General features: G+C 54.7%; 11 protein-coding genes and 1 rRNA gene. 3 read left to right on the top strand and 9 right to left on the bottom strand.

Going from position 1 to position 13,051, the window contains the following annotated elements:
* The 9 genes from VH413_19800 to VH413_19760 all read right to left on the bottom strand — a co-directional run.
* Window positions 1–1,035 (bottom strand): 16S ribosomal RNA (locus VH413_19800); the annotation flags it as partial.
* 558 nt (window positions 1,036–1,593) lie between these two features.
* The gene (gene bioD / locus VH413_19795) at window positions 1,594–2,271 is read right to left on the bottom strand and encodes a dethiobiotin synthase (protein ID HEX3800946.1); all 678 of its coding nucleotides are present in this window, start codon (window positions 2,269–2,271) and stop codon (window positions 1,594–1,596) included.
* A gap of 107 nt (window positions 2,272–2,378) precedes the next feature.
* The gene (locus VH413_19790) at window positions 2,379–3,458 is read right to left on the bottom strand and encodes a general secretion pathway protein GspK (GenBank protein HEX3800945.1); all 1,080 of its coding nucleotides are present in this window, start codon (window positions 3,456–3,458) and stop codon (window positions 2,379–2,381) included.
* Between the two features lie 8 nt (window positions 3,459–3,466).
* Window positions 3,467–4,261, bottom strand: a complete 795-nt coding sequence (locus VH413_19785) for a prepilin-type N-terminal cleavage/methylation domain-containing protein (protein HEX3800944.1) — start codon at window positions 4,259–4,261, stop codon at window positions 3,467–3,469.
* Between the two features lie 4 nt (window positions 4,262–4,265).
* A complete protein-coding gene (locus tag VH413_19780; GenBank protein HEX3800943.1) occupies window positions 4,266–4,814 on the bottom strand; it encodes a hypothetical protein in 549 nt (182 codons plus the stop codon).
* A 95-nt stretch (window positions 4,815–4,909) separates the two neighbouring features.
* Entirely contained in the window at window positions 4,910–5,476 is a 567-nt protein-coding gene (locus VH413_19775; protein ID HEX3800942.1) for a prepilin-type N-terminal cleavage/methylation domain-containing protein, read from the bottom strand.
* The gene (locus VH413_19770) at window positions 5,473–6,750 is read right to left on the bottom strand and encodes a type II secretion system F family protein (protein HEX3800941.1); all 1,278 of its coding nucleotides are present in this window, start codon (window positions 6,748–6,750) and stop codon (window positions 5,473–5,475) included. The genes VH413_19775 and VH413_19770 overlap by 4 nt, the downstream gene beginning before the upstream one ends.
* 90 nt (window positions 6,751–6,840) lie before the next feature.
* A complete protein-coding gene (gene larE, locus VH413_19765; GenBank protein HEX3800940.1) occupies window positions 6,841–7,680 on the bottom strand; it encodes an ATP-dependent sacrificial sulfur transferase LarE in 840 nt (279 codons plus the stop codon).
* A gap of 228 nt (window positions 7,681–7,908) precedes the next feature.
* Complete coding sequence (locus VH413_19760; GenBank protein HEX3800939.1) at window positions 7,909–8,367, bottom strand: response regulator; 459 nt, start codon at window positions 8,365–8,367, stop codon at window positions 7,909–7,911.
* Between the two features lie 170 nt (window positions 8,368–8,537).
* Here VH413_19760 and VH413_19755 point away from each other — a divergent pair, with 170 nt between their 5' ends.
* The 3 genes from VH413_19755 (at window position 8,538) to VH413_19745 (ending at window position 12,423) form a co-directional block, all read left to right on the top strand.
* Window positions 8,538–9,491: a substrate-binding domain-containing protein gene (locus VH413_19755; protein HEX3800938.1), complete on the top strand. Its 954-nt coding sequence runs from the start codon at window positions 8,538–8,540 to the stop codon at window positions 9,489–9,491.
* A 15-nt stretch (window positions 9,492–9,506) separates the two neighbouring features.
* Window positions 9,507–10,997, top strand: a complete 1,491-nt coding sequence (locus VH413_19750; protein ID HEX3800937.1) for a sugar ABC transporter ATP-binding protein — start codon at window positions 9,507–9,509, stop codon at window positions 10,995–10,997.
* A 604-nt stretch (window positions 10,998–11,601) separates the two neighbouring features.
* The gene (locus VH413_19745; GenBank protein HEX3800936.1) at window positions 11,602–12,423 is read left to right on the top strand and encodes a PEP-CTERM sorting domain-containing protein; all 822 of its coding nucleotides are present in this window, start codon (window positions 11,602–11,604) and stop codon (window positions 12,421–12,423) included.
* The last annotated feature ends 628 nt before the right edge of the window (window positions 12,424–13,051 follow it).

Here is a 13,051-nt window from a genome sequence, read left to right as displayed (position 1 = left end):
TTTCATGGTTCTACTACTTGCATGTCAAGGCCAGGTAAGGTTCTTCGCGTTGCATCGAATTAAGCCACATACTCCACCGCTTGTGCAGGCCCCCGTCAATTTCTTTGAGTTTTAATCTTGCGACCGTACTTCCCAGGCGGCATATTTAACGCGTTGGCTACGCCACAAAAGGGGTCGATTCCTTTTACAGCAAATATGCACCGTTTACGGCTAGGACTACCAGGGTATCTAATCCTGTTTGCTCCCCTAGCTTTCGTGCCTCAGTGTCAGGAGTTGTCCAGGGACTCGCCTTCGCCACTGGTGTTCCACTTGATATCTACGCATTTCACTGCTACACCAAGTATTCCAGTCCCCCCTCCAACCCTCAAGCCGGATAGTATTCAATGCAGTTTCTGAGTTAAGCTCAGAGATTTCACATCAAACTTACCCTGCCACCTACGCACCCTTTACGCCCAGTGAATCCGAACAACGCTTGGGACCTCTGTATTACCGCGGCTGCTGGCACAGAGTTAGCCGTCCCTTCCTCTTTCGCTACAATCAGCTCACGACCTGTTCAATCGTAAGGTTTGTTCGCAAATGACAGGGGTTTACGAGCCGAAGCCCTTCATCCCCCACGCGGCGTCGCTCCTTCAGGCTTTCGCCCATTGAGAAAAATTCTCGACTGCTGCCACCCGTAGGTGTCTGGACCGTGTCTCAGTTCCAGTGTGACTGGTCGTCCTCTCAGACCAGCTACCCGTCTTAGCCTTGGTGAGCCGTTACCCCACCAACTAGCTGATAGGCCGCGGGCTTATCATAATGCGTCAGGCCTTGCGGTCCCCAACTTTAAAAATCAGAAGATGCCTCCCAATTTTCACATTCGGTATTAGCTCGCCTTTCAGCGAGTTATCCCCAACATTATGGCAAATTACCCACGTGTTACGCACCCTTGCGCCACTCCAACCTCAGAATATTGCTACCCTGAAATTAGCGTTCGACTTGCATGTCTTATCCACGCCGCCAGCGTTCGTTCTGAGCCAGAATCAAACTCTCCGTTAAAAAACGTTAGTTTGAAACCTGCCGATTGATTAGATCGGCTATTTCTTAATTATTAAAACTCTTAAAAATCATCCAACTAACTTGGATGCTTTTAAGGGGCTCCAACTTATCGCACAATTCAATTTTCAAAGAGCAGAAGCATCTAAAATGCTTCAAAAATCTCATTCAGCGTCCCATCAAGGGGACAAAAAACCCCAGTGCCGATTTTTATCACAACTTCGGCATCTGAGATACCTTTGCTTTGAATGCGGAACCACTTTACCCGATCCGCATTTACTGTCAACAGATTATTTTCTGTCGCTCAGTTCTGAATACCGTGTCAAAAGAACGAGACGAAACTATCAAACTTCTGCGGGAGTGCAAGAGGTTTTTTAAATTTTTTTACTGATTCTTTTCCTGGCCGTTTCCGGGTTGTAATGGATGAGCCGCAGTACCGCTTGAAACCGTTGATTTTAAAGGATGTTAACAGCGTCGCCCTGCCCTCTAATGTTCTGCTTTAGTAAATCAATTTCTTTGAAAAAGATCATCAAGGGGACAAAATTATCGGTTCGGGAGGAGTTATTTTTTGCAAATCGGTTCCACCTTGAGGTGATTTGCCCGAATTTTTTTCTCCGAACAGGCGTTTGCACCAAAGAACTCGAGGTTAAACACGCTGATTTCGGGCAGAAATTTCTTGATGACGGCGAGATTTGTTTGGGAGGAAAGATCTGGTTTTGCCGTGGACATCAGGACGATGGTGAGGTTTTTTGCATTAATACCAATCTGCTTTAACACATTGATGGTCAATAGTGTGTGATTGATTGTCCCGAGTTTATTTCGCGCCGCAACGACCACTTGGCAGTCTAATTTTGCGATGAGGTTTGCCACGGTGAAATTTTCTCCCAACGGCACGAGAAGTCCGCCTGAGCCTTCGATGATGAGGCGATCACATTGTTTTTTAATGTGATTGATGCTGCTGACAACCTCTGGAAGGCGAATTTTTCTGGACTTTCCAGCCGCAGCGAAGGGCGCAATAGGCTCAGAAAAGTAATACGGATTCATCTCCCGGTCTGACAATTCGCCGGGTTGAAGCGCTTGCAGGAGGCGCACGTCACCGAGGCCGCCGGAACAAAAGGGTTTCATCGCAAGTGTGCGACCGGGCGATTGGCGCAAATGGTGAAGCAGGAGCGCGCTGAGAAGGGTTTTGCCGACGCCGGTATCGGTTCCGGTGACGAAAATGATTTTTTTGGCGGTCATGGTTTGCGAGGGAAATGTTTTATGCGGGAACAGTCAAAATAGTCAATGAGGCTCGCAGGTACGCTCACCTCCCCAACAGCCTCGTCCCCCGATAATTTCCCGAGGGTTTATTCCCAGCGCATGCCGAGGATCTGAATGTTCCGCGTGTCGCGGCGGAGGGTGGCGAAATATTTGCGATGAGACTGGCCCACTTCGACGTCCACTTCCACTTCAAAGGTCGAACTGCGCACGGTCAGGAGCGACATGAATTGTTGCGCGATTTGACTCGGCAAACCGGCGTTGATGATTTCACCGACGTTTGAAAAAGGCATGTCGTCTTCGGTGCCATCCACGCCGTCGGGGCCGGCGCGCAATGAAATGATTTTATCCGCGGTGGCTTCATCCATGCCGATCATGCGCAGAGTGGTGGCGGACGCGGTGTTGATATTGATCAACCCGCTCGAAATCGGTGTGAAGACATCCACCATGCCGACGGTCGCCTGACTGGTCGGATTGAGACCATTGCCATCGGGTGAGCGGCCTTGAAAACGGCTCGGCGGATGGTTGGTGGAGTTCGGGCCGAAATAAATATCGCTATTAATGCCTTTGATGAGCAGCAATTCGGACAAGTCATCAATCGGCGCATTTTTGGCGAAGTACGGCGGGTCGAGGGTCTGATAATAATCCGACTCGGCGCCGTTGACGTGAGTCTCGTCATCGGGATCTATCCAATCCTGGATGGATCCGATGATAGTGGGTATTTCCGAGGCATCCACGCCGATGAGAATCATCGCCTGCGTCATCAGGGCTTCGTTATTGACGGCGGTGTTGATGTTCACCTTGCGTTCGTTGTCGGTGATTTTGACTTTCCTGATGAATCCATTGCCGAGCGGAATATCATCGAGCGAAATGCCGGCGAGAACGTCATTGGTATCGGCGGGGCCGTCGGCCCACTTTTGATTGAGCGCGTCAAAACGCTGGCCGGGACCGGGCGTGCTGATTTCCTGGGCAAGCGTATAGCGGGCAAGTTCGATGCCGGAACGCCCCAGCCATTCCAGTTCGCTTTCGTTGTTGGAATTCATCGCGAGCTTGGTCTCCACTTTCATTTGCGAAGCGAAAACAAAAGCCATCGCGGTCAACGCCATGACGGAAATAAGCACGATGAAAATCGCGATGCCGTCGGACGTTTGGCGCAAAGTAATTTTCATGGCGCGACTTATCGCTGAGGCAATGCGCCGGGCGGCTGGTTAAAGTTCCCGGTATTATTTCCAGGATTGGCGCCTGGTTGATTTGGATTGGTCCCCGCGCCAGTGTTGCCGTTATTGACCGGATTGCGATTGCCGATCACCTGCCACTCAGGCCGCACGGCGATAGCCGGCAAGGCCACAATCGTGACCATCGCGTCTTGCGAGTCCTTCGAGAATTGATCGAGACGGCCCAAGCCGACGGTAATGCGCATTTCTTTGGGCAGTTGGTTCGTCTGGTTCCAATCGGTCACCCAATCACCACTTTGCGGGTCCACGTATTCGACCATGAATTTCTTCACGTCCCTGGCCAGCACGAGCGGGAAATTGATTTCGTCCTTGTCAAAATCCATGATCAACGGGCGCTGGCGCAGGACGAGTTGGCGTGAAGAATTTGCGCCGCTTTCAACCTTGAATTCAAGCCTTCGCGTGGTGAGATCGCCGAATTTTCCCCCGCGCGGAAATGATCGCGGCAGGTGCGCAATGAAACTTAGCGAGGAAAATTCTGAATCGCCATCGGACATGAACGCGTAATTCGTGGGGCTCGCGCTGAACATCACCGCGCACAAAAGCGAATCGTGCAGCGTGCGCATGGTGATGCGCGTGCGTTGCGCGGCAGCGGCGGCATCCAGCGCGACGCGGGAGCCTTTCAGTATTGAATTCCAACTTGCATAAATCGCGATGACAACCATCGCGAGCAAGGCGATGGCCACCATAATTTCGAGCAGCGTGAAGGCCCGGGGATATTTGCGGCGGGAAATTTTCATGCGCTCAACGGCCCGGCGATTTCTGCGAGTCCGGCCGGAACAATAGTGCGCTCATCGTGGTCTCGGAGTTCGGGCCGCCGCCCGGGCGCGTGACGATGTAATCCACCTTGAATAGACCGTTGGTGGCGACGAGGGTGATGTCGCACGTCCAAGTGAAGCCGGGAAAAGCATCACCGAAATCGCCGGAGTCGGAGCCTTCCGTGAGTTGATTCGTCTGGCAAAGATCGGCGAGAAGCAGGCCGGCATCCACTTGCTGGCGTTGAAGCAGGCGCGCATTGCGGAGGTTGCTCGAAACGAGGGCGAGAATGGCGAAGATTGCCATGAAAAAAATCCCCGAGGCGATCATGACTTCGAGAAGTGTGAAGGCAGTGTCCTCGCGCGGGTGAGGCGAAACCGAATTGGAATTTATTTTTGTCCACGAAAAATTTTGAGCTTCTTCCTGCTCGCCTGCACCGACCGGCGGCTCGCAATGAATTTCGCCAGCGGATTCTCTGGTCGTAAAATTCTTTCGTCCCTGCGGGACTTGATTTGCAACGGACGCTAGCCCAGCCATAAATGGCTGGGCTAATATCTTTCGTCCCTGCGGGACTGGGCGGAGCGGCAGCGCCGCCCTACCCTGCTCTGCGAATATTTCCAACGGAAGTTTCATTAGAGCGCACTGACCTCCGCGAGGGCGGTGACGCATTCGAGTGTAATCTTGCGCCGCTCGCCGTTGCTGGCGGAAAAAAGAATCACTGTGAATTCATCCGATGTGCCGTTGGGATAAAATTTCACCCGCGCGACATCCTGGTCCTTGAACTCGGTGAAGTTCACGTCAATCAATTCGATCGCCACGGAATCGGACAGATGGCCGGAAAAAGGTGACGATGGTTTAGCCGCCAAATCATTGTCCGTAACGATGACAGGCTTGGCCGGTGCGGGGTTGCTTCCGGGCGGGGAATCGAGCGTGGCCGCCACATCCGGCGGGGCATCGGCGACTTCCATCCGGCCATCGCTGTAAATTCTAAACTCGCTTGTGGTGTCGGTCAGGATCGCGTGGGCGCGCGCTTTGCGGCAGCCTTCAGTGATGTCCATCACGGCTTGCGTCATCGGCTGGCGATGCAGCGCACTGGAGATGGCGGGATAACCCATCGTCAGCGCAATGCCCAGAATCGCGACCACCAACATAAGTTCGATGAGCGTGAACGCCCCGTTGATGGACCGCGCCGATTTCATTTGGCGATGTTGGAAGTCATGGCAAACATCGCGGAGAGGATGCTCACCAGCAGGAACGCCACGACGAGCGACATGACGACGATCATCACCGGCTCGATCATGCTGGTCATGACTTTGAGCGCGGTGGCGAGTTCGCTTTCGTAGGTGTCTGCGATGTTCTGCAATGAGCCCGGGACGTTGCCGGTTTCTTCGCCGATCTTCACGAGGTCAACCATGAGTTGCGGAAAAATTTTGCTGCGCGCCAGCGGTTGCGCGAGGGTTTTGCCATCGGTGACGTCCGAGCGCGTTTTCGCAATGGCTTCCTTGACGATGCGATTGGGAACGATCTGCTCGGTGATCTGCAAGGCGGTCAGCACCGGTACGCCGTTTTCCAGCAGCGTGGCCAGCGTGCGCGCGAATTGGCCGAATAAATTCAAGCGCACCGCCAAACCGAAAACCGGCGCGGTCATTTTCCATTGGTCAATCTTGCGCTTGCCTTCTTCTGACGCTTGAAACCGCCTGATGAATGCCGCCACGATGATCACGGTAAGAATCATGGCCCACCAGAAATGACTGAAGATGTAACTGATCTTGATCAAAATCCGCGTGGGCAAGGGAAGCTCGATGTTCATGCCGCTGAAAATTTCCATGAAGGTCGGCAGCATTTTCGTCATGAACAAAAACATGATGATAATGCCCGCAGTGACGACGAACGCCGGGTAAATCAGCGCGGAGGTAAACTTCGATTGCACTTCGGCGAATCGCTCGAAGTGATTGGCCAAACGCCGCAACACCTCCACGAGCGAACCGCTTTGCTCGCCGGCGCGGACCATGTTGATGTAAAGGTCGGAAAAAACATGCGGCTGTTGCGCCATCGCATTGGAGAGGCTTTTGCCTTCCATGACTTCCTGCTTGAGTTGCTTGCTGACCTCGGCGGGAATGCCCTTGGAGGTCAGATGGGTCATGCTGTTGAGCGCGACGGTGAGCGGCATGCCGGAGTTGAGGAGGTTCGCCAACTGTGTGGTGAAGGTGGCCAGTTCCTGCAACTTGGGTTTGCGCTTGCGCTGAAGAAAATTGCGGATCGCCGGCGGGAACAACGCCGTCAAATCGCGCTTGCCGCCGGGACGTTCGGCTTCGGCCACGGCTGCGACGCCGCCCTTCGAGGCATCCACTTTGATGGGAAATAGGCCGAGTCGCTCAATTTGCGCCAGCGCCGCAGTGCGGTCCGGCACTTCCAATACACCTTGCACCGTCTCGCCACTACGGCGACGGGCCCTGTAAGCAAATTGTGGCATAATCTAAACTGCTCCTGATATTAAACCGGCCCAGTCAAAAAGTTGCGCGAAATCGGTTGCGCCGATGGCGGTCATAGACTGTCGCTACCATTATTTTAAAACCGACAATGCGGCGCGGATGGGTGCAGGCTCATTTAAGCTGCCGCGGCGGTAGCCTTGCAAGTCCAGGGTGACTTGGGCGTAACCGATTTTTTTCAGCGCGGCGGCGACGTGATTGCCGGTATCATCAGCGAGAAATTTTGGGAGTTCAGACGGCCCCACTTCAATGCGCGCCAGGTCGCCCACTTTCAATTCGTGATGCCGCACGCGCACGTCGTAAAATCCCGAGTCGCGCAGGACGTATTCCGCCTGCTCGATCATGCGCAGTTTTTTCGGCGATACCGCTTCGCCGTAAGGAATGCGCGAACTCAGGCAGGCCATTTGTGGTTTGTCAGCCGTGGGCAAACCCATTTGCGCGGATAATTCGCGGATTTCCGCCTTCGTCAATCCAGCTTCTTTGAGCGGTGCGCGCACTTGAAATTCCGATGCTGCCTTCGCACCTGGGCGATGGTCGCCGATGTCGCTGGCATTTTCGCCGTAAGCGATGACGGCGAATCCGCCGGATCGTGCGAGTGGAAGAAGTTCCGTGAAAAGCTCGTGTTTGCAAAAGTAGCAGCGATTGTTCGGGTTCGCGAGATAGTCGGGATTATTGAATTCCTGGGTCTGCACCACTTTGACGGGAATTTCAAATTGGCGGGCGATGGCCAGCGCTTCCTCAAGTTCGCGCCGCGGCAAGCTCGGCGAATCGGCGATTGCGGCCAGTGACTTTTCGCCAAGCACTTCCGCCGCCACTCGCGCGAGAAAAACCGAGTCCACTCCGCCCGAGTACGCGACCAGGCAGGAGCCATAAGACCGCAGCAATTCGCGCAGTTGATCGAGCTTCTTAGACATCACGAATCAACGTGCCACCAACGTGGAGCATTGTCGAGCACGAGTGCGGATGGGAGGCCGAGTTTAACTGCGGAGACACCGAGGCGCGGAGGAAAAACGAATCTTTAGCAGCGACTGATTAAACACGGAAAAGAATTTTTCTAATCCGTGTTCCATCCGTGGCTGATACCTCTTTCTCCCAGTGGCCGTCCGCAAGGACCTCCGCGCCTCCGCGCGGTTACAAAATGCTTACGCTTCACCGTTTAAAGCTCGCGCGCTTTCCTTAAGCACTTCCACGACCTGTTCAAATTCTGTGGCTTTGTGAAAAAAATATTTCGCGCCAAGGGCGAGGCATTTACGGCGGTATTCCGCTTCGGCGAGGCCCGATAACATGATGATCGAGGTGTCCGAGCCTTCGCGTTTGAGTTCGGTAAGGACATTGATGCCGCTCAATTCCGGCATGCGGATGTCCAGCGTGGCGATGTGCGGCTTGAGCGTGCGGATCAATTCGAGGGCCTGGGTGCCGGTCTGTGCCTGGCCCACGATCTCCACGTCGCGCAGGCGCGAAATCAGGTTCGACATCGAATCACGGATCGCCGCGGTATCATCCGCGATCAAAACCCGCAACTGTTTGCGATCTGCCTGCCTCACTGGCCCCGGTTCTTTGCCTTGCTTTTCCACGAGGTCAAAACTAGCGAAGCCACACACTATCAGAAACATTCAATTAGCTGATTCCATTGTCCGCCAGTGTCCTACAACTCCTACAAACCAGAATCGGCATCCCCGCTTTTGGTTTGCCGACCGGCCACGTTTCGAGTTGAACCACCCTTGCGCGACCGGTATCAATACTCCGACCCGTTACGAATCATTTATCATCCATGAAAAAATTTCTCTCGTTCGTCCTCGCGCTCGGGCTGGCAGCCACGCTTCACGCCCAAACCAAAAAATCCTACACCATCGGACTCATTGCCAAGTCGCAGAGCAACCCGGTCTTTCAGGCCGCGCGCGTCGGCGCTGAGGATGCCGCCAAAGAACTCAGCGAAAAATATCATATCGCGGTCAAGATTGACTGGCGCACGCCCAATGAGGAAGACGCACAAAAACAAGCCGAAGCCATCGAACAACTCGTGCTCGCCGGCGCGGATGGCATCGCGGTGAGTTGCTCCGATGCGAATAAACTAACCGACGCCATCAATTCCGCCGTCAAGAACGGCGTGCCCGTTGCCACGTTCGATTCCGACGCCCCGCGTAGCCAGCGTTTCGTGACCTACGGCATTGATGACGAAAAATGCGGCGAACAAGTCATGGAAGCGCTCGCCAAAGAACTCGACGGCAAAGGCACGATTGCGATTCTCGCCGGCAGCCAGAATGCGCCGAATCTCCAGAGGCGCGTGCAAGGCATGAAAGAAGTCGCGAAGAAATTTCCCGGCATCACGATCAAGTCAGTTTATTATCACAAAGAAACGCCGCAGGACGCCGCCGCAAAAGTCGAACAAGTCATGCAAGCCAATCCCGACATCAACGGCTGGGGCTTCGTCGGCGGCTGGCCGCTCTTCACGGACAACGCGCTCAAGTGGGCCCCCGGCACGGTGAAATGCGTTTCCGTTGACGCCTTGCCCGCCGAGCTTTCCTACATCCGCAGCGGTCACGTTCAACTTCTCCTCTCGCAGCAATGCTACGAATGGGGCCATCGCTCGGTCGAACTTTTGATCAACAAAATTTATCTCCACCAGGACCCCGCCTCGACGAAAGAAGTCAGCGCGCTCATTCCGGTCACCAAGGAAAACGTGGATGCCTTCGCGAAAAATTGGGACAAGTGGTTGCCTAAATAATCGCTGTACATTTTCATGCTCGCCTTCAAAAATATTTCCAAACGCTTCCCCGGCGTGCACGCGTTGGACAATGTCAGTTTTGAAATCAAGTCCGGCGATTGCCATGCGCTCATCGGCGAGAACGGCGCGGGCAAAAGCACCCTCGGCAAAATTCTCTCCGGCGTTTACACCGCCGACGATGGCGAAATCTTTCTCGACGAAAAACCCATTCACGCGCCGACGCCCCTCGCCGCTCGCCACCTGGGAATTGCCATGGTTCATCAAGAGCTGGCGTTTTGTCCGAACCTCACCGTCGCGGAAAATCTTTGCCTCGGCGACTTGCCGCGCCGCGCCGGCTGGCTAGATCGCGCGCAAATGCGCGCAATCGCGCGCACCATGCTCGCCGAGATCGAAACCCACATTGACGTGGACCTCCCCATCAGCCAGCTCTCGACCGGCCAGGAGCAGCTTGTCCAGATCGCCGCCGCCCTCGGCACCAATGCCCGCATCATCGTCATGGACGAGCCCACCAGTTCGCTTTCCGTCGCCGAAAGCGAAAATCTTTTCACCCTCCTCGCCAGGCTCAAGACCCGCGGCATCACCATCATTTACGTCTCGCACCGCATGGAAGAAATTTTCCGCCTCTGCGATGGCATCACCGTTTTGCGCGACGGCAAACATGTCGCCACCGAACGCATCGCCGAGACCAATCCCGACCGCGTCATCCAGCAAATGGTCGGGCGCGAAGTCAAACAATATTCCTCCCAACATTTGCACCGCGAACTCGGCGAAGAACTGTTGCGCGTGGAAAATCTTTCCTCGCCCGGCAAATTTGCGAACGTCAACTTCACCCTGCACGCAGGCGAAATCCTTGGCTTCGCCGGCCTCGTCGGCGCGGGCCGCAGCGAAATCGCGCAGGCGATATTCGGCCTCGACCCCGCCGCCACCGGCAAAGTTTTCGTGCGCGGCGCGGAAATCCCGCTGCATTCCATCCACGCCGCCCTCGGCGCCGGCATTGGCCTTTTGCCCGAAGACCGCAAGCGTCTCGGCCTCGTCCTGGGAATGAATTGCCGCGAGAACACCTCCCTCGCCATCCTGCCGCGCATCAGCAATCTCGGGTTCATTCGCCGCCAGGAAGAACGCACGCTCGTCCAGGGCTACATCGAAAAATTGCGCGTCAAAACTCACTCAATGGAAACCTCCATCGCCGGACTCAGCGGCGGCAACCAGCAAAAACTCGCCCTCGCCAAATGGCTCGCGCGCCAATGCAAAATCCTCATCGTGGACGAACCCACCCGCGGCGTGGACGTCGGCGCGAAAGCCGAGATCCACCGCCTCCTCGACGAACTCGCCTGCCAGGGTCTCGCGCTCATCACCATCTCCTCCGAACTTCCCGAAGTCATGAACCTCAGCCGCCGCATCATCGTCATGCGCCAGGGAAACGTCGCCGGCGAACTCGCCCGCGCCGATTTCACCCAGACCAACCTCATGCGCCTGATGGCCGGCCTCGAAGCAAAGGCGGCTTGATCAAAAGGCCTCTCTCAAAAAGGGCGTCATCCCGTGGTAGGGCGATGTTTTTCCGCGCCGCCGAAGTCCCGCAGGAACGAAAGAAATTCCGCAACCACTCTGCCATCGCCTAAAAAAATCAATCGCTTCTCATTAACCCCCGGCTTCAGCCGGGGGAAATGCCACACCTGAAAAATCTGTCCCGAGCAAAGCAAGGCAGGCCCGTTCCTTGGAACAAAACCCAATGAATAAAAACTCCCCCAGCCCCAGTTCCATAAGCGACTAATTCTCTCTCCGCCGCAAGTCAGGGAGAGGATCATCTTATCCCCAAATCTGCTTGGCTTTATAGCCCATTCAAATCCGTTTCCGTTGCCTTTTTTTACAATTCTCGAAAACGAGCCCTATCCTGCGGAAATTCTTTATTTCAAATCACTTAAAACCAGCCCGCCAAACCGGCTTTTTCTAAAGCCCATTTTCACGTCGGTTTCTCTTACATTTTGGCATCAAAATCAATTTTAATAAAATTCCTAAACATTTTATTAATAGATACTTATATGCTAGGCACATTCTGTGCCCTATCAAAACTGATACTAACCAAAATCATGCCTGTTATCTCCTGAAAACCATGAAAACCACTTCCAAGGTTCTATCCGTCGCCTCAATCGGCTTCGCCCTGACCGCTTCGCTTGCGGCCAATGCCCAAACCCTCGTTGGCGATTACGAATTTAACAACACCTTGTCCTCGAGTGTCAGCGGCGCGCCCGACCTCATCGCTACCGACCCGCTTGGCCAAAATAATTTCGGCACCGCGACCGTTTTGGGCAGCACTCACTCCGTTTACAATTTCGTCGGCAACACCACCCCGTCCCAGCAAGCCGGCCTTACGCTGGATACCAGCAGCCTTATCACGCCCAATAATTATTCCGTCCAACTTGTCGCCAGCCTGGACAATGTGGATACCTGGCGGCGGTTGATCGACACCCAAAACCGCGCTTCGGACAATGGCTTCTATTACAATCCCAGCCATCAACTCGAAGTATTTCCCATCGCCGGCGGTGGCACGCAGGTTTTGGCCAATACCTTTGAAGACGTGGTCCTCACTGTCACGGCTGGCGTTGGCGGCAATCCGAGCACCGTGAAAGGCTACCTCAACGACGACCTCGAATTCACGGCCACCACCGACGTCATGAACCTGAACTTCGATACGACGGATAATCCCGGCGCATTGATGAACTTCTTCCTCGATAACCTCGTGGGCGGCGGCCAGGGGGAATATTCCAGCGGCAGCGTCGCCGAAATCAAAGTATATGACGGCGTGCTCTCCGATCAGCAAGTCGCCGATCTCGATGCCAACCCGCTGAGCCCAGCACCGGAAGCCACCAGCACAGTTTTCCTGTTGAGCCTCGCGACCGGCGTGCTGCTCGGTTTCAACCGCAAACAGAAATAAAATCTCGTCCTCCGGACGCCCATCAAAGGCCGGTCACCACGACCGGCCTTTTTTATTTCTGGTCTCACTCACCGAACGAATGCGATCGCTCCAATATCAGAGTTTAATACTTACTCCGCCGAGTCCGCAGGGACGACCGACGATCTAGGCATGGTAGGGCTGCGCTGCCGCGCAGCCGTCCCAAGTCCCCGCCGGGACAACCGAAAATCCAGCGCACGGTAGGGCTGCGCTGCCGCGCAGCCGTCCCAAGTCCCGCAGGGACGACCGAGCTTAGCCCAGCAATTTATTGCTGGGTTCACGTCCACCACAAATCAAGTCCCGCAGGGACGAAAGAATTCTCCTCTTGAAACCAAACCTCACCCACTCACCAAATGCTTCCCATTAGCCCCTCATTTCAACGCTTAATGAATATGAAAGTGAAAGTGTTTTCCTTCATCCGGCAAAATCCAAGATGTGGAACCGCAGACGATGTGGGAATAAAAGTGGCTTTCTTCCCATCCGGCAACATCGAAGATGTTGCGCAACAAAGCCCAGGGTTGGCCCGTCCTCGGGCCTACCCTGGGTAAGACGAAAAACCCTCACAACCTCAACGAGGTTGCGCAAGAGCGCGATTTTACCGCAAGCAAGA

The sequence above is a fragment of the Verrucomicrobiia bacterium genome (assembly GCA_036268055.1).
Classification (GTDB): domain Bacteria; phylum Verrucomicrobiota; class Verrucomicrobiia; order Limisphaerales; family Pedosphaeraceae; genus DATAUW01.
Note: the sequence above shows the minus strand (reverse complement) of the source record. Positions and strands in the feature narration are given on the sequence as shown.

What these genes read in the sequence shown, in the direction of transcription:
- bioD (HEX3800946.1), bottom strand. Translation starts at nt 2,271, where the DNA reads ATGACCGCCAAAAAAATCATTTTCGTCACCGGAACCGATACCGGCGTC.
- VH413_19790 (HEX3800945.1), bottom strand. Translation starts at nt 3,458, where the DNA reads ATGAAAATTACTTTGCGCCAAACGTCCGACGGCATCGCGATTTTCATC.
- VH413_19785 (HEX3800944.1), bottom strand. Translation starts at nt 4,261, where the DNA reads ATGAAAATTTCCCGCCGCAAATATCCCCGGGCCTTCACGCTGCTCGAA.
- VH413_19780 (HEX3800943.1), bottom strand. Translation starts at nt 4,814, where the DNA reads ATGGCTGGGCTAGCGTCCGTTGCAAATCAAGTCCCGCAGGGACGAAAG.
- VH413_19775 (HEX3800942.1), bottom strand. Translation starts at nt 5,476, where the DNA reads ATGAAATCGGCGCGGTCCATCAACGGGGCGTTCACGCTCATCGAACTT.
- VH413_19770 (HEX3800941.1), bottom strand. Translation starts at nt 6,750, where the DNA reads ATGCCACAATTTGCTTACAGGGCCCGTCGCCGTAGTGGCGAGACGGTG.
- larE (HEX3800940.1), bottom strand. Translation starts at nt 7,680, where the DNA reads ATGTCTAAGAAGCTCGATCAACTGCGCGAATTGCTGCGGTCTTATGGC.
- VH413_19755 (HEX3800938.1), top strand. Translation starts at nt 8,538, where the DNA reads ATGAAAAAATTTCTCTCGTTCGTCCTCGCGCTCGGGCTGGCAGCCACG.
- VH413_19750 (HEX3800937.1), top strand. Translation starts at nt 9,507, where the DNA reads ATGCTCGCCTTCAAAAATATTTCCAAACGCTTCCCCGGCGTGCACGCG.
- VH413_19745 (HEX3800936.1), top strand. Translation starts at nt 11,602, where the DNA reads ATGAAAACCACTTCCAAGGTTCTATCCGTCGCCTCAATCGGCTTCGCC.